The 16,669-nt window shown below is 65.7% G+C and carries 11 protein-coding genes; 1 reads left to right on the top strand and 10 read right to left on the bottom strand.

Annotated elements, in window-relative coordinates; translation table 11 throughout:
- Nucleotides 1-30 precede the first annotated feature (30 nt).
- The 10 genes from fabD to trpB all read right to left on the bottom strand — a co-directional run bounded on the left by fabD (nt 31) and on the right by trpB (nt 15,553).
- On the bottom strand, nt 31-3,345 hold the full coding sequence (gene fabD, locus FHW85_RS13550) for an ACP S-malonyltransferase (RefSeq protein WP_168648572.1): 3,315 nt from the start codon (nt 3,343-3,345) through the stop codon (nt 31-33).
- Between the two features lie 168 nt (nt 3,346-3,513).
- Complete coding sequence (locus FHW85_RS13545; RefSeq protein WP_168648571.1) at nt 3,514-3,723, bottom strand: MbtH family NRPS accessory protein; 210 nt, start codon at nt 3,721-3,723, stop codon at nt 3,514-3,516.
- Between the two features lie 336 nt (nt 3,724-4,059).
- Entirely contained in the window at nt 4,060-4,860 is an 801-nt protein-coding gene (locus FHW85_RS13540) for a TetR/AcrR family transcriptional regulator (protein WP_343203597.1), read from the bottom strand.
- 198 nt (nt 4,861-5,058) lie between these two features.
- Nucleotides 5,059-5,979, bottom strand: coding sequence for a hypothetical protein (locus FHW85_RS13535; RefSeq protein WP_210427791.1), 921 nt, complete (start codon nt 5,977-5,979; stop codon nt 5,059-5,061).
- 276 nt (nt 5,980-6,255) lie between these two features.
- A complete protein-coding gene (locus FHW85_RS13530; RefSeq protein WP_167255768.1) occupies nt 6,256-6,768 on the bottom strand; it encodes a hypothetical protein in 513 nt (170 codons plus the stop codon).
- 168 nt (nt 6,769-6,936) lie between these two features.
- Nucleotides 6,937-10,053 (bottom strand): TonB-dependent receptor, encoded by a 3,117-nt coding sequence (locus FHW85_RS13525; protein WP_210427790.1) that lies wholly within the window; start codon nt 10,051-10,053, stop codon nt 6,937-6,939.
- An 82-nt stretch (nt 10,054-10,135) separates the two neighbouring features.
- Nucleotides 10,136-11,035, bottom strand: coding sequence for a TetR/AcrR family transcriptional regulator (locus FHW85_RS13520; RefSeq protein WP_167255770.1), 900 nt, complete (start codon nt 11,033-11,035; stop codon nt 10,136-10,138).
- 1,599 nt (nt 11,036-12,634) lie between these two features.
- A complete protein-coding gene (gene accD, locus FHW85_RS13515; protein WP_167255772.1) occupies nt 12,635-13,504 on the bottom strand; it encodes an acetyl-CoA carboxylase, carboxyltransferase subunit beta in 870 nt (289 codons plus the stop codon).
- 46 nt (nt 13,505-13,550) lie between these two features.
- Nucleotides 13,551-14,351 (bottom strand): tryptophan synthase subunit alpha, encoded by an 801-nt coding sequence (gene trpA / locus FHW85_RS13510; protein WP_168648570.1) that lies wholly within the window; start codon nt 14,349-14,351, stop codon nt 13,551-13,553.
- On the bottom strand, nt 14,348-15,553 hold the full coding sequence (gene trpB / locus FHW85_RS13505) for a tryptophan synthase subunit beta (protein WP_168648569.1): 1,206 nt from the start codon (nt 15,551-15,553) through the stop codon (nt 14,348-14,350). The genes trpA and trpB overlap by 4 nt, the downstream gene beginning before the upstream one ends.
- 127 nt (nt 15,554-15,680) lie before the next feature.
- Here trpB and FHW85_RS13500 point away from each other — a divergent pair, with 127 nt between their 5' ends.
- Nucleotides 15,681-16,577, top strand: coding sequence for a LysR family transcriptional regulator (locus tag FHW85_RS13500; RefSeq protein ID WP_167255778.1), 897 nt, complete (start codon nt 15,681-15,683; stop codon nt 16,575-16,577).
- The last annotated feature ends 92 nt before the right edge of the window (nt 16,578-16,669 follow it).

The raw sequence follows: 16,669 nt of genomic DNA, 5'->3' as shown, positions 1-16,669 counted from the left end.
GCGCGTGCCTTCCTGTGCTTCGATTCGTTGTCAGCCGCGGCGCAGCCGCGCGAAGGAACGGTTGAGATGCTCGGCCGCGCCTTCCATCACGCGGACGGCGATGTCGTCCACGTGGCGCGCGGTCCACGGCTCCAGCGCCGTGCCCTTCACCCACTGGTTGAACGAGCCCAGCGCGGGGCCCGTCTGGATCTGGTAGTTCACGCGGTCCTCGCCCTTGCCTTCCATGGCGATGCGCGTGCAGTAGGCGAAGTACCAGCGGAACACCAGGGCCATCTTGTGCTTGGCATTGGCCTCGGCCTTGGCGATCTCGTGCTCCAGGCCCACCGAGCGGAAATAGGCGCGGGTCTCTTCCCAGATCTCGCCGAAGCTCTTGCGGAAGAACGTCGTCTCCAGCTGCTTGCGCGTGCGCTCGGGAATGTCCTCCAGGCTCTCGTGGTGGCGGTACAGCGACAGCAGCTTGTTGGCGCGCGCCGGGAAGAACACCGACTTCTTCAGCACCTGTACCTGCGCGCCGATCTCGAACATGTCGCCGGCCGGCGCGTACTCGGTGTCCTGGATGTCCATGGCCTGCAGCAGCGCCTTGCCGTCGGCGCTCATGCCCGACTCCACCGTGCACTGGTTGATCGAGCCGGTGACGATAAAGTCCGCGCCCAGCAGGAAGGCCGCGGCCGCGGCCTCGGGGCCGCCGATGCCGCCGGCCAGGCCCATGCAGATCGGCTCGGCATAGCCATGCGCGGCCTGCAGCTCGTCGCGCAGCTTCATCAACGGCGGCAGCATCACCGCCACGATGCCGCCGTCGGTATGGCCGCCGGAATCGGCTTCGACGCAGACGTCGTGGCTCATCGGCACCGACGGCGCCCAGGCCGCCTGCTCCGCCGTGACCAGGCCGCGTTCGAGCAGGCGCTCGACGATGGCCGGCGGCGGGGGGCTCATGAAAGCGCGCCCGACCTCCGGACGCGACACCTTGGCAATGACGCGATGCGTGCACACCAGCTCGCCTGCAGCGTTGCGCCGCAGTCCATTAAGGCGGAAACGCACCAGCGCCGGCGTCATCTGCATGAAGGCCGCCGCCTCCACGTTGCGCACGCCGTGGCGCAGGTAGAGATCCACCACCGCCTCTTCCTGCGCCGGGTACTCGTAGTTGGCGAGCAGGTTCATGCCATAGGGCTGGCCCGCATCGAGCTCCGCCTTGATGCGCAGCAGCCCCTGCTCGATCTTTGCCGGCGACAGTCCGCCGGCGCCGAAGAAGCCGAGCAGGCCGGCCTTGCCCATGCGCACCACCAGTTCGGCCGAGGCGACGCCGCGGTACATCGCGCCGCTCATATAGGCGTAGCGCACGCCGTGTCGGCGGCGGAACACCGCGCTGCCCAGCGAGGAGGCTTCGATCGCGCCGGGTTCGCCGCGCGGTGCGGTGAAGGACTCCGCCGGCGTGCCGGCGTCATCGGCACGGGGAACGATGGCAGGCGCTACCGGCGCGGCATCGTCCTCGTCGTCGAAAATCGGCGTCTGCGTGCGGCGGATCTCCGTCACCATCTTGGACAGGATCGTGGCGCCTAGCTCCTGGAACTCCACCTCGCCCTTGCCCATCACATAGCGGATCGAATCCACCCAGTGCACGGGGGTGGCGATCTGGCTGGCCAGGGTGTCGGCGATGCGGCTGCCTTCGTACGGCCGTGCGGTGGCATTGGCGATCACCGTGGCCTTCGGCGCCTCGAAGCTGAAGCCGCGCAGGAACTCGGCGAATTCCGCCTGCACCGGCCGCATATGGCGCGAATGGAACGGCGCGCTGACGTTCAGCGGCACGTAGCGCAGCTGCATCTTCTCGAACAATTGCGCCGCCGCCGCAAGCGCCTCGTGGTCGCCCGCGATGATCGTCTGCGTGGGCGTATTGAGGTTGGCGATATCGATGCCGTGCAGGCGATGCTCCTGCAGCATGCCGCGCAGGTCCTGCGCCGACGGCCCCATCACCGCGGCCATGCCGCCGCCGCTCGCGCGCCCCATCAGCTCGCCGCGCTTCTGCACCAGCCGCAGGCCGGTTTCGAAGGAGAACACGCCGGCCGCGTGCAGGGCGTTGTACTCGCCCAGGCTATGGCCGGCGAAGATGACGGGCGCATCCGTGGCCCCGCCGGCTTGCACCTGGTAGTAGTGCAGCGCGTTGACCACGTACAACGCGGGCTGCGTGTACTGGGTCTTGGAAAGCAGGCCGTCGCGGTCGTTGAGGCACAAATCTTCCAACGAATAACCCAGGATTTCCGACGCCTTGCGCACCTGCTCGGGAAAGAGCGGGAACAACTCCTTGCCCATGCCTTTGAATTGCGAACCCTGGCCTGGAAAGATGACTGCCTTCATGGGGCGTGACTCCGGTAGTTGTCCGTTACTTACCTGTCCCTTGCCTGCCGCTGCCGTTCGCGCGGGTCTGGGCAGCAGCGCATCGAGCCGCGCGAGATCGCCGCCGGAAGACGACAGGATCGGGCGGATCTGCGCGCCTCCGACCGGCAGCGCGTGTTTCAGCAGCGTCGCCATCGTCCCGGCGGGGCTGGCGTCGATATAGCGATGGCCCTCTGGCGCACCGATCGCCGCCAGTGTTTCCGGCAGGCGGATGGGATCGCGCACGACGGACCAGAAATCGGTGGGCGTCATCGCCGGCAGCACGGCGCCCGCGGTGCAGCAGGCGACGGGCAGGTGGCCGGTTTTCGGCGCGAGCGTGCGCAGGAAGGCTTCGTACGGCGCCTTCGCCGCGTCGACCCAGCGCGAGTGGAACGGAAACGCCACGGGCAGCCGCTGGAAACTCATACCGCGCTGGCGCAGCAGATATTCCACGGCCTCGCCGTTGGCTTCCGGCAGCGACAGCACCGTATGCCTGGCGAAGTTGCGCGCGCCGATTTCGCACAGCGCGAGCAACGCCGCGTCGAGATAGAGCTGCGGATCGCCGAGCACGGCGATCATGCGCCCGGGTTCGGCATGTGCTTCGACCGCCAGCGCCTGCTCGATCACCGCCAGCAGCGCGGCGTCCGCATCGATCCAGCCGGCGGCGGCCGCGGCGGCGAACGTGCCGAGGCTGGAGCCGAGCACCAGGTCGAACTGCAGGCCGCGTTCGCGCAGCGACGTCGCCAGCGCATGCTCGACCATGAAGATCGCGGCATGGCTGTGCAGCAGGCGCGTCAGCGGTTCATGGCTGCTCTGCGCGGGATACAGCAAGGCCAGTACGGACTCGCCGCAACGCTCGCGCACCACCCCGTCGGCGTGCTGCATGCTCGCGCGGAAGCATGCATCGCCTTCGAACAATTCACGCCCCATCCCCACGTGATGGGTACCCTGCCCCACGAACGAAAGTACGGTTTTCACGAGCGACGCATCCATACTGGCTCATGGCTCCGCTGCACGGCCGCGGTGACGGCCGTGCGCACACGGAAACCATGGCTGACCGTGCAGCCAACTCCCCTCCCCCAAGGGGCATCACGATGACGATCCCCAACAGATCGTCAGTAACGCAAAACGAACCGCGCCGCGGCGCTAGCGGCGCACGCTGGCGCCGAGCGACGTCGGACGCATGTCAGTCCACGTCGCTCCGATGAATTCGAGACAGGCCGCCTTCGGCCCTTGCTTGCCCGCTTTCGCCCACCCTTGCGGCAGCGCCTTGTACACGGGCCAGGTCGAGTACTGGCCGTGCTGATTGACCACGACTTCGTAAAGTGTTTCCGACGGGCGCGAACCGGTAGACATGCGTACTCCTAACGAGGGACGTCCTGGCGCGGACGCGCGCACGACGTTTCAGATCCATGGAAAACGATGCTGATGCGGCAGGAATGGCGGCAGGCACGCGCGCCTGCTGGCGCGCTGAGCGGCATGCTTGACCCTCCCCTCGTAGATTCTTCAAACAATGCGCGCGGCTTTGCAAGCCGCAAGTTTTTGCGTTGCCGTGTGCAGTTGGCGTTTTCGCCGATTCGTCGGCGTATTGCGCAGGTACGCGACCGGTGCGCGCGCACCCGGCTCACTGGTAGGCGATGCGTTCTTTGGTGAACAGGAAGGGCCGCGAACGCTAGCGTCCGCGGCGGGCGCTCAGGCGCCGTCGTTCGATTCGTTCAACATGGTCAGCACGCCGAACGATTTGTGGCTCACCTGGCCGCTGGCCGCCTGCACGGCATCGGTCGCTTTCGCCGCGGCGTCGGCCTGCCCCATCACCTGCTCGACGATCTCGATCTGTTCCGGACTGCCGAAGGGACTGGTCAGCATCGGCGACAGCAGGGAAATCAGGCGCGCCAGCACCACGGCATCGCTCAGGGTTTCGCCCATGCCGAGCGAGGCGATGAGTTCGTCCATGTCCTCGCCGGCGAGCAGGCCGGACAAGCTCTTGAGGATGAAGTGCAGGCGCATGCCCAGTTCGTTGCGCGGCAGTTCCGGCAGCGCTCGCGAGAACGCTTCGAAGAAACGCCCGAAGATCGGGCGGTAATGCTCCTGCAGATGGTCGCGGATAAACGGCGAGGCGTCGCTGTAGACGCGGCCGAGCAGGCGCATGAAGGCAGGACCGCCGGCGGGATCGCGGCTGAGCCGCAGCGCCGGCACGAACAGGATGCTCAACACGGCCGACGCATGCAGCGGCTTGCCGTCCGCCTCCTGTTCGCAGGCGGCCAGCAATTGCAGGCGCTCCTGGTTGAGGCGGTCGAGCCGCTTGGACAGCAGCTCCTGCACCAGCAGTTCCTTGCTGCCGAAGTGGTAATTCACGGCGGCCAGGTTGGCGTCGGCGAGCTGGGTGATCTGCCGCAGCGACATGGATTCGAAGCCGCGCTCGATAAACAGCGCTTCGGCTGCCTGCAACAGGCGGATACGGGTATTTCCCGACGCGGTCACTTGGCTATTCACGCGTAAATTCTCACCTTTGCCGTTCTGCCCGATCCTACCAGCACGGACGGACCATAACCGGCATGAAAACGAGTTCAATATCCAGAATTGAATAGCCGTTTCGGCGGGAGCAACCCCTCTCCCATCCCCGCGGGCAAAGGAGAGGGGTTTTATTCCGTGAAAACCGGCGGCTTATTCAAAGATAATCGTGGAACCGGCTTACTTTTCGCTGGCCTGCACGTAGATGGTCGGCCCGATCGCCGTATCCCCGCTCATGATGGCCGTGTTCTTTCCTGCCGCGGCTGGCAATCCTTCCTTGAGGTTGACCGCGGCCGTCACGATGCCCTGCAGGATCGGCGTGACGATCGGGATCGGCAGCAAGGTATTGCCGCAGCCTTCGGCCTTCGGCACGGCGAAGGAGTTGTCGACCAGGGTGCCGCCATCGGCCATCAGGATCTGCCCGACCGGGTCCGTCGTATCGAGGAAGGACAGCGCTGCCGGCACGCCGCTGATCGGCGTATTCGGCGGCGGCGGACTGGTGGTATTGGCGACCAGTTTCAACACGATCGGATGGCTGGCGGAGCCGATATAGCAGGTGTTGCCGAGGAAGGGATTCTGCAGATGGATGCGGATCGGCAGCTGGATGACCGTGGGGTCTTCCGGCGGCAACGGCGGGAAGGAAGCGTTGATCAGATTGGCCTGCGCCGGCCCCACCGGCTCCGCGGTGGCGTACACGTCATTCACCGTATTGACGATATGCCAGAACGCCTGCGCCAGCGGTCCGGGCCAGGTGGAGTCCGGTTCCATCAGGCCGAGCAGGCCGCCCGGCACTTCCAGCGGCGTGGCCGACATGGCGGGCGCGCCATCGACGGGAACATAGAGCGCACCGAGGCCGGCGATATTGTTGACGCCGCCCTGCAGCACGATCGGCTTGGTGATCGGCACCGTGGCCTTGCCGATCTTGAACGAGCCCGAGGTGATGGTGGAAACGACGCAGGCGGTGACCTGGTCGTTCGATTGATACGGGCAATGCTGGAAAACCGCATAGTCGCCCGAAGGTGTTCCGGCACTCGCCGTCTGCGCGCAGATGCCCAGCGCGCCGGCGGCGGCGATGCCGAAGAGCTTCAATGTTTTTGACATGGTGATCTCCGGTATTTCTAGTGAAAGCTTGCGCATGGCAAGCCATGGATTCCGGCACGGCCGCACCGGGCCCGCGAGCGCCAAAAGGCCCTGCAAGCGGCTCCCCACTTGAAAATCAGCTACGGCACGACGCTCGATCGCGGCGCGGATAGATCAAGGCTGCGCAAGAGGTCGCCCTCTTGCGCAGCGGTACGACGGAAAAAGCATCCCAGCTACGCCGTCCCTGGCGCGTCCCGGCCAGGCTCCTGCCAGCCGGAACGCCATGCCGCTCCTTGATTACGGATACACGATGCTCAGCGTGGCGCCGCCACCGGTGTTGACCACCGGCAGGCTGCTGCTGGTCACCGCGCAGGCGCCCGGATTGAGCTGGCCGTTGAAGGTGGCGACGCCGTTGCTCAGCGTGACCGGCACCGGGCCGGCGCCGCAGGTCACCGGGTTGCCGTTGATGCCCACCACCTTGACGTTCTGGGCCACGCCGCCGGTGGCGCTGGTGATGTTCAACGGCCAGTTGAAGTTGGTCGCCTGCAGGTTGTTGCAGTTCGCGTTGTTGCCGTTGGCCGGATCGGGGCTGAACACGGCATTGGTGACGACGCCCACGCCGCCGCTCACCACGATGGTGAAGACGGACTTGCACGGAATCCTGATCGCGCCGCCAAGCGCCGAAAGACTGGTGGAACCCGTGGCCGTGAACGTGCCGTCCGGCGTGAAATGCGAAGCGAAACTCGGCGCGGCGGCCAACATGCCAACGGCCAGCACACCACTTGCAGCGATGGATTTGACGAAGGTCATGCGATGACTCCTTTCAAGGTTAGGAGGTGCGATGAGCACCGGGCTGCACCGCGGCCGGAACGCAGGCCGCAGCGGCTTGCGCCGGCAACGCACAGGGCATTGCCAGCGGAGGTGCAGGGACATCGCAGACGCGCCTGCGCTATCCCTGCATAAGAGCGGTGGAACCTCTCAGTTGAAGCCCATGCGAACGGAGATCCCGTAGATCCTGGGATCGAGAGTGAAGACGTTCGTGGTCAATCCGCTGTCGTCGCTGTTGACGAAGGCGTCCGTAATCGGTGTGTCGTTGAACAGGTTCTTGACGTAGAGCTGCACGGTGAGATCGCTCTTCGCCGACTGCCAGGTCAGCGAGAGATTCGCGTTACCCCAGCCGCGCAGCTTGTCCGACACCGTGTTGTAGATGCGCGCATAGCTGGAGCTCTGGCGGTAGTAATCGCCGCGCAGGGTGAAGTCGCCGCTGGCGGTGAAGAAGGTGTACTGCGTACCCACGTTGCCGGTCCAATGCGGCGAGTTCGGCAGCTGCTTGCCGCCGAGATCGGCGTAGAAGCCCTTGCCGCCGTTCGGCGCCTGCGTATTGGGATTGTAGAAATCGCCGCTGGCCAGCTGGATCGAGCCATCCGGCGCGACGAAGTTGCTGGTCGGGAACGGACCGCCGCAGAACGAGGCCAGGTCGTTGAAGGCGAGCACGTAGCCCGAGGTCTGCGCCCACTGCAGCAGCTTTTCCACCTCCGCTTTCGGCGCCACGCAATTGGAAGCCTGCTGCAGCCAGGGCTTGATCACCACGTAGTCCGGATTGCCCTGCGTGCGGTTCAGCACGTCGATCGAGCGGGATCCGTTGGCAAGCCGCGTATGCAGATAGCCGAGGTTGCCGTCGAAACGCAGTGCGCGCGTGGCCTGCCAGGCGCCTTCCAGCTCGAAGCCGAAGATCTTCGCGTCGAAGTTTTCGTTCAAGGTGGCGCGATCGACGATCTGCGAGACCTGGTAGTCCTTGTAGTCGTAGTAGAACGCGTCGGCGTTGAGCATCAGCTTGCCGCCGTCCATCATGTTCTTGGTGCCGATCTCGAACGCATTGACGTATTCGGGCTTGAACGTCGACGGGCCCGGATTGAAGTAGAGGTTCTTCGGATCGGCGCCGATGCCCGGCGAGTTGGTGCCGCCGGCCTTGTAGCCGCGCGACAGCGAGGCATACACCAGGGTTTCGTCGGTGAAGGACAGCTTCGGCTTCCAGTCCAGCACCAGGCGCCCGGTCGGCTTGCGCCAGCGCTGATTGATGTCCGGCAGGTGCGGATAGCCGTAGTTGACATAGCCGCCGCCGGCGAAACCGGGCATCAGCAGCAGCTGGCTCGGCACCGGCGTGCTGATCTTCTTGTCGTCGGTATAGCGCAGGCCGGCCGTCAGCTTCACCGTGTCGGAGAGCTGGTAATACAGCTCGCCGAACAGCGCCTTGGACTTGGTCTCGCCGATATTCTGGCTGCGGAAATAGTTATGGCCCTGGCCGTTGATGCTGCCGATCGGGTTCGGGTCGATATACACGCAGGAGTTGTTGTACTGGTCCAGGTAGTTCGGCGTGCAGTCGATCGGCGTGCGGCCGAAATAACCCTGGTTGAAGAATTCCTGCGCGGTGGCGGTGAACACGTTGTTGAAGACGAAATAGTCTTCGTCGATCTTGTAGTCCAGGTAATTGGCGCCGACGCTGAAATTGAAGCGCCCGTCGAACGAGGACTGCAGGCGGAATTCCTGCGACCACTGCTTGCTGTGCGAGCGCACCAGGTCGACCGCCAGATAACCCTTGGACGGGCCGAGTTGCGGATCGGTGTACACGCCGCCCGGCGTGATCGGATAGGCGGGGCCGCCGAAATTGCCCGTGACCGGATCGGGGAACGGATTCAGCAGGCCGTTCGAATCGTTGAAGATCGGGTTGGACTGGAAGCGCCCGTAGTCCTGCGTCGAGTAATAGAAATCGCGCGAATAAGCCGTCTGCGAGATCAGCTTCAGGTCCTCGCTGGGCTTGAACTCCAGGTTGATCTGGACCACGTCGTTCTTGGCCTTGAAGCGCGGGTCGTAGCTGGTGGCGATGGTGCGCAGGTTGGTCGACTGTTGCACGCCGGCGAAGGGATCGCCCGGCTTGACCAGCGACGGCGTCTCGAGAAAGTCCGGCGTGATGCCCAGCGGCAGGCTGGTGCGCGCGAACAGCAGCTGCGACAGGCTGGCGCCGTTGGGCACGCCGAACGCGCCCTTGCCGTAGAGCGAGCCGGGCTGGCAGCCCTGGCTGAATTGCGGCTGGTTGAATTCGGGCACGGCGGTGTCGCCGATCTGGGTCGGACCCGGGTCGTTGTGGCAGAGCTGCTTGCCGGTGCGCGATCGGTCGTCGTTCTCGTTGAAGTGCTCCCATACCAGGCTGGCGCTGAACTTGTCGCTGGGCTTCCACAGCAGGCCCATGCGGCCGCTCCACAGGTCGCGGCCGTTGACGTCCTTGTTGGTCACGGTGTTGTTGTCGTAGCCGCTGCGCTTGGTCCAGGCGCCCGCCAGGCGGTAGGCCAGGGTATCGCCGATCGGCACGTTGACCATGCCGCTGAAGCGGCGGCTGTCGTAGTTGCCGGTTTCGGCCTTGAACCAGGAATCGAAGCCATCCAGCGACGGCAGGTTCGGAATCATGTTGACCACGCCGCCGGTGGCGTTGCGGCCATACAGGGTGCCCTGCGGGCCGCGCAGCACCTCGATACGGTTGACGTCGAAGTATTCCTGCTCGAACAGGCGATTGCGGATCAGCGGCGTGCTGTTGAAGCTCACCGCCACGCCGGGGTCGGTGGTGACCGACAGCGCCTTGGTGCCGACGCCGCGGATCGAGAAGTTGTAGCTGGCGAAGTTGGATTTGGAGAACGTCACGTTCGGCGTGGCGCGCAGCAGTTCGGCGCCGCCTTCGATCTTGTGGTCGTCCAGCGATTGCGCGTCGAACACCGACAGTGCGATCGGCACGTCGATCGGGCGCTCCTCGCGCTTCTGCGCGGTCACCGTCACTTCGCCGAGCTGGACGACCTTGTCGGCATCAGCCTTGCTGCCTTGCCTGGCGCGGGATTTCTTGTTGTCGGGAGCGGCCTGGGCCTGCGGGTCCGCCGGTGGCGCGGCATTGCTGGCCGCGGGCGCCGGCTTGGCGTCGTCCGGTGCCGCGGCATCGTGGCCGTTATCGGTGGCGTGCGCGCGCGCCTGGATGGCGAGACAGGACAGAATCGCCAGCATGAGCACGCGTGGCTTGACCGACGTATGCGGCCGATATGGCTTGTGTTGCATTACTCCCCTCCCAATGAAGAGTCGCTAGGCGCGACACCTGTATCCCCGGCCCGAAGGCCCTTCCCCTGGAACGACTGCAGCACTACGCAAACCACTGGACGCGGCGCGCCGGCGGATCGGCCGCCGCGTCGGCTTCGCCGAAAGCGGCAGCCGCTACAGGCGCCCTCTCGCCGCCCATCGCCGGGCCCATCACTTCGTCCGCGGCGCGAAAAGGATCGCGACCACCGGCCCGTGCGCCCCGATGCGCTGCCGCCGGTATCTCGGGCTCCACCACTTCCGCGGTGGCCACCACTTGGCCCACTACCTGCTCGACCTGGCTGTCGCGCTTGGGATCGCGGAAAGGCGTGACCAGGATCGGCGTGACGAACACCAGCAGCCGCGTGATCACCAGCGATTCGCTGACCGGCTCGCCCATGCAGATGGCGCAGGCCAGCTCGGCCAGGTTCGCCCCCGCCATGACGCCGGCCAGTGCCTTCAGGCCGAAGCGCAGGCGCGTGCCCAGTTCGCGCGGCGGCAGTCCCGGCAGCGCGCGCTTGAAAGCCTTGAAAAAGCGCGCCGAAATCGACCGGTGGCTTTCTTTCAGATAACCGCGGATGACCGGCGAGGAATCGCCATAGGCGCGCAACAGCAGCTGTATCCGCGTGCGCTCCTCGATGCTGTCCTGGCGCATGCGCAATACCGGGATAATCAAGGCGCCAAGCACGGCCTGTGCGGCAATCGCGCTATTGCCATTAGGTTGTTCGCATGCCGCGAGCAAATACAGGCGCTCCTGATTCAAGCGATTCAGACAGGAAATCATCAATTCGCGCATCAAGGCTTCCTTGCTGCCGAAGTAGTAACTGACCAGGGCCGGATTCGCCTGCGCGAGTCCCGCGATCATGCGCAGCGACGTCGCCTCATAGCCGTGCTCGACGTACAGCGTCTCGGCTGCACGCAACAGGCGATATCTGGCGCCCTGCTCATCGTTGAGCTGATTCGACATCGGTTGCCGGTCCCCGCTGATCCTCCGGCCGTTCCCTCTTGCCCCTCCGGCAAGTGGAACGTCGGATTCAAGTCTCCATTTGAACGCTTGGTTTCATACGAGCGTTCGCAAGATTGACTCGCGTAGGGGTAAAAGCAAGTTGCAACGCAAGGACTGGTATCCGGCGCATTTGAAAGGCGCATGCGTCGGGTAAAAAGCCTTTAAATCAGCGCTTGAAGCGTTTCCTACGACGTCAGCTTCACGAAGGCGAGGAAACGGCGGGAAGGGGTATTTTCTGCGGCGCAGCATTTGGTGATCCGATTAAAACTCTTGGTTAATTTCATTAGCTGATCCGGGTATAAAAGATTTTCACGTGGTTATCACGGGAATCGGGACTTGGGGGTTAATTGCTTTTGAAAAGCCCTTGGGCTTTCTCGACCCTCGGCTCATCGCTTCGACCGGCCCCTCACCCCGGCCCTCTCCCCGGAGGGGAGAGGGGGATGCAAGGCAGCGCGAAAATCGAGCGAAGAGCACGCGGCGCAGCCGCGGCGTTCCGCTTGTGCGCTTTTGCTCTTGATCCACCGGGTCCCCTTGGCGCCGGCGGTGAGGGCTGGACGAAAAGGCCCCCGCAGGGGGGCGGGGACACGATGTCCCCGCCTTTTTGATCAGGGCATGGATGCCCTGTCAAAAAGCCCGGCCAGCCCTCACGGACCCTCAGCAGCTGCGCTGCTGAGGGCGCCAAGCAGGGTGCCCTCTCTTTTTGGTTACTTTTTCTCTGGGCACGCAGAGAAAAAGTAACTCGTGCCGCGGCAGCGGCACGAAACCCTCGCCAAAGGCGAGACACCCACGCCTCAGCGCAACAACCGAGCGATACAGTCACTGGATCCCGGCCTACGCCGGGATGACGAGCAACGGGATGCGCACCCATCGTTGCGCAGAACTTCGGCAAAGCGTGCCAACCCACTGTTGCCCAAGGCCCCCCTCGCGCTTATCCACAAGCTCCCCCAACCCACATCCACAAAACCTGTGGAAAACCCCCATCACACGACGATGGCCTGACCAAAACTTTTGCAGCGCGTCCACGCACTAACCCCATCAAGCATTTGAAGGTGTTTTCCACAGGCTTGCCCGCAGAGCATCCACAACGGCTGTGGAAAACCTGCGCTCAACACGCGTGATCGCCGCCGCGGCGTTGGAGTTCGCTGCGCTCACTCCAACCTACACCGGTGGGCGGAGACGCGAAGCAAACACGCGGCAGCGTGACCAAAAACTTCGCAGCGCGTGCGCATATCAACACCATCAGACACTTGAGTGTGTTGTCCACAAGCTCACCCGCAGAACATCCACAGCCACTGTGGACAACCTCGCGACACCCCCACGCCGCCGCGCGCGAAAACGCATGTTTTCAGCCATTTCGCAAGCGATTTCTGCATGCCGCGGCGTCACGCGCATGACCAAAACTTTCGCAGCGCGTGCGCATCGCAACACCGTCAGTGACTTGCAGTGCTTTTCCACAGGCTTACCCGCAAACCATCCACACCGCCTGTGGAAAACATCCGCGCACGCGCAAAAAAAATGCCGCCTCGCGGCGGCATTTCTCTTGAATCGCGGCAGCGGCGATCACGCGGCGCGCGGCGCCCTGGTGAGGATGCCCAGCACGTCGGCGAGCTTGTCGCGCATCTCGCGGCGGTCGACGATCATGTCGATGGCGCCGTGCTCCAGCAGGAACTCCGAGCGCTGGAAGCCTTCCGGCAGCGTCTCGCGCACGGTCTGCTCGATCACGCGCGGGCCGGCGAAGCCGATCAGCGCCTTCGGCTCGGCCACGTTGATGTCGCCGAGCATGCCGAGGCTGGCGGACACGCCGCCGGTGGTGGGATGCGTGAGCACGCTGATGTAGGGCACGCCGGCATCGCGCAGGCGCGCCAGCGCGGCCGAGGTCTTGGCCATCTGCATCAGCGAGAACAGCGACTCCTGCATGCGCGCGCCGCCGGTGGCGGAGAAGCACACCAGGGCGCTGCGCTCGGCCAGCGCGCGTTCGGCGGCGCGGGCGAACTTCTCGCCCACCACCGAACCCATCGAGCCGCCCATGTAGCTGAACTCGAAGGCCACCGCCATCAGCGGGCGGCCCTTGAGTGCACCGCTCATGGCCAGCAGCGCGTCCTTCTCGCCGGTGGATTTCTGCGCAGCCACGATGCGGTCGCGGTACTTCTTGGAATCGCGGAACTTCAGCGGGTCGGTGGGCTCGAGGTTCGACCACAGCTCCTGCGTGGAGCCTTCGTCCAGCAAGGCCTGCAGGCGCACGCGCGCCTCGATCGCGTGGTGATGGCCGCACTTGGGGCAGACCATCAGGTTGCGTTCCAGCTCCGGGCGGTACAGCACGGTGCCGCAGCCGCCGCACTTCTCCCACACGCCCTCGGGGACCTTGCCCTTGCCGGCGTTGGAGCTCTGCGTGCGCGCACGCGGGGTCATGATTTTCTGCAGCCAGTTCATCGCTACACCTCAAACGTTCCTGACCGAAACGATCAGGAAGATCGTTTCAGTGTGCGTCCAGCGCCGTGCGGATCGGTTGCAGGAAAGCCCTGGCGCGGTCGGCGATGTCGTCCGCCCGCTCGGCCCCCGCCAGCCGTTCGACCAGCGCGCTGCCGATGACCACGGCATCGGCGAATCCGGCGATGGCCTTGGCGCTCTGCGCATCGCGCACGCCGAAGCCCACTGCCACCGGCGCCTTGGCGCTGGCCCGGATCCCGGCCACGCGGGCCGCGATGTCCGAGGTACTCAAGCGCCCCGCGCCGGTGATGCCGGCAAACGACACATAGTACAGGAAACCCTCTGCGGACCCGCACAGCCGCGCCATACGCGCGGGTGCGGTGGTGGGGGCCGCCAGCAGGATCTGCCTCAGCCCGGCGGCCTTCAGCGGGGCCAGCACGGCCGATTCCTCCAGCGGGCAATCGACCAGCAGCACGCCATCCACGCCGGCCTCGACGGCTTCGGCGGCGAAGCGCTCGTAGCCGTGGATCTCCACCGGATTGAGGTACCCCATCAGCACCACCGGCGTGTCGGCGTCGCGCTGGCGGAAGGCACGGACCCAGCCGAGCACGTCGGCCAGGCCCACGCCCTTGGCGATGGCGCGCTCGCTGGCGTGCTGGATCACCGGGCCGTCGGCCATCGGGTCGGAAAACGGCACGCCCAGCTCGATCACGTCGGCGCCGGCCTCGACCAGCGCGTGCATCAACGCCACCGTGTGTTCCGGCGCGGGATCGCCGGCGGTGACGAAGGGGATCAGGCCGGTGCGGCCGGCGCGCTTGAGCGCTTCGAAACGGCGGTCGATGCGGTTCATACCTGCACTCCTTCGCGGGCGGCGATGGTGTGCACGTCCTTGTCGCCGCGGCCGGACAGGTTGCACAGCACGAGCTGGTCCTTGGGCATGCCACGGGCGAGCTTGATCGCCTGCGCCACGGCATGGCTGGATTCGAGCGCGGCGAGGATGCCCTCGGTGCGCGCCAGCAGATGGAACGCTTCGAGCGCCTCGTCGTCGGTGACGCCGACGTATTCGGCGCGGCCGGCGTCCTTCAGGAAGGCATGCTCGGGGCCGACGCCGGGGTAATCGAGGCCGGCGGAGACCGAATGCGTCTCGGTGATCTGGCCGTTGTCGTCGCACAGCACGTAGGTCCGGTTGCCATGCAGCACGCCGGGACGCCCGGCCGCCAGCGAGGCGGCGTGATGTCCGGTGGCGATCCCCTCGCCCGCCGCTTCCGCACCGACGATGCGCACGCCGGCATCGTTGAGGAACGCATGGAACAGGCCGATCGCATTGGAGCCGCCGCCGACGCAGGCGGTGATCGCATCCGGCAGGCGGCCGTATTGCGCGAGCATCTGCTCGCGCGCCTCGCGCCCGACGATGGCGTTGAAGTCGCGCACCATCATCGGATACGGGTGCGGGCCGGCCACGGTGCCGATGATGTAGAAGGTGTCGGCCACATTGGTGACCCAGTCGCGCATGGCTTCGTTGAGCGCGTCCTTCAGCGTCTTCGAACCGGAAGTCACCGGCACCACTTCGGCGCCGAGCAGCTTCATGCGGTAGACGTTGATCTTCTGCCGCTCGATATCCACCGCGCCCATGTACACCACGCACTTCAGGCCGAAGCGCGCGGCCACCGTGGCCGAGGCCACGCCGTGCTGGCCGGCGCCGGTCTCGGCGATCACGCGCGGCTTGCCCATGCGCTTGGCCACCAGGGCCTGGCCGATGGTGTTGTTGATCTTGTGCGCGCCGGTGTGGTTGAGGTCCTCGCGCTTGAGCAGGATCTGCGCGCCGCCGACGTGCCGGGACAGGCCTTCGGCGTGATAGATCGGGCTGGGGCGGCCGACGTAGTACTTCAGGTCGCGATCGAGCTCGGCGAGGAATGCCGGGTCTTCGCGCAGGCGCAGGTAGGCCTCGGTCAGCTCGGCGATCGGCGCCATCAGGGTCTCGGCGACGTACTGGCCGCCGAAGTCGCCGAAGCGGCCGTGCTCGTCGGGCCAGCGGTGGAAGTCCTGGGACATGTGCGGTTTCCTCTAGCGGCAGGGGCGCCGCGAAAAACCTTTCCGCGGGCGCCAGGCCGATAAATTAACGCACGGCCCGGCTTCGCGAAAAGCGATAAGATCGCCGCAACCTGTCAGCAAAACTCACATGTCAGCCGTCCGCGACCTGCCCCCGCTGAATGCCTTGCGCGCCTTCGAGGCCACCGCCCGCCTGGGCAGCGCCAGCCGCGCCGCGGAGGAACTGCACGTCACCCATGGTGCGATCAGCCGCCACCTGCGCGCGCTGGAAGAAGCGCTGGGCCAGCCGCTGTTCGCGCGCCAGGGCCGCGGCCTGGCGCTGACCGCGGCGGGCGAGCAGTTGCGCGATGGCGCGCGCGATGCGTTCGAACAGTTGCGCGATACCTGGGCCCGCGTGGCGCGCGGCCAGGCGGACGCGCCGTTCGTGCTGGGCTGTCCCGGCAGCCTGCTGGCGCGCTGGATGATTCCGCGGCTGGAACGGCTGCGGCAGGACCTGCCGAGCTTGAAGCTGCACCTCTCCGCGCAGGAAGCGCCGCTCGATGCGTCGCTGGCCGGCATCGATGCCGCGCTGCTGCTGGCGGAGCCGCCATGGCCGGGCGACTGGCGCGTGCATGAGCTGGCGCCGGAGCGGATCGGGCCAGTGCTTAGTCCGCGCTATCCGGGAGCGTCGAAGCTGCAGCAACGGTCACCGCAGGGGCTGTTGAGCGAGGCGCTGCTGCATACCGCTTCGCGGCCGCAGGCGTGGCCGCAGTGGGCGGCGCTGGCGGGGCTGCAGCCGGCACAGCTGAGCTATGGGCAGGGCTTCGATCATCTGTATTACCTGCTCGAAGCAGCGGTCGCGGGATTGGGCGTGGCGATCGCACCGGTGCAGCTGGTGGCGGACGATCTGGCGAGCGGGCGGTTGTTGGCGCCGTGGGGGTTTGTCACCACGCCGGCGCATTGGATTCTTGCCGTGCCGCGAAGGGCTTCGGGGCCGCAGGCGGATGCGCTTGCCGGTTGGCTGCGTGGTGCGCTGAGCGACGATTGAGCGGCGCTTTTTTGCTCGTCATTCCGGCGCAGGCCGGAATCCAGTGACGACAGCGTTTGCTCAAGACGAAGCGATGGGCGCTCTGACGATGA

This window comes from Dyella sp. SG609, from assembly GCF_012275375.1.
GTDB classification, from domain to species: Bacteria; Pseudomonadota; Gammaproteobacteria; order Xanthomonadales; family Rhodanobacteraceae; genus Dyella_D; species Dyella_D marensis.
Note: the sequence above shows the minus strand (reverse complement) of the source record. Positions and strands in the feature narration are given on the sequence as shown.

Coding starts and splice junctions, on each gene's coding strand:
- FHW85_RS13545 (WP_168648571.1), bottom strand. CDS start 3,723: ATGTCTACCGGTTCGCGCCCGTCGGAAACACTTTACGAAGTCGTGGTC.
- FHW85_RS13535 (WP_210427791.1), bottom strand. CDS start 5,979: ATGTCAAAAACATTGAAGCTCTTCGGCATCGCCGCCGCCGGCGCGCTG.
- FHW85_RS13530 (WP_167255768.1), bottom strand. CDS start 6,768: ATGACCTTCGTCAAATCCATCGCTGCAAGTGGTGTGCTGGCCGTTGGC.
- FHW85_RS13525 (WP_210427790.1), bottom strand. CDS start 10,053: ATGCAACACAAGCCATATCGGCCGCATACGTCGGTCAAGCCACGCGTG.
- FHW85_RS13520 (WP_167255770.1), bottom strand. CDS start 11,035: ATGTCGAATCAGCTCAACGATGAGCAGGGCGCCAGATATCGCCTGTTG.
- accD (WP_167255772.1), bottom strand. CDS start 13,504: ATGAACTGGCTGCAGAAAATCATGACCCCGCGTGCGCGCACGCAGAGC.
- trpA (WP_168648570.1), bottom strand. CDS start 14,351: ATGAACCGCATCGACCGCCGTTTCGAAGCGCTCAAGCGCGCCGGCCGC.
- trpB (WP_168648569.1), bottom strand. CDS start 15,553: ATGTCCCAGGACTTCCACCGCTGGCCCGACGAGCACGGCCGCTTCGGC.
- FHW85_RS13500 (WP_167255778.1), top strand. CDS start 15,681: ATGTCAGCCGTCCGCGACCTGCCCCCGCTGAATGCCTTGCGCGCCTTC.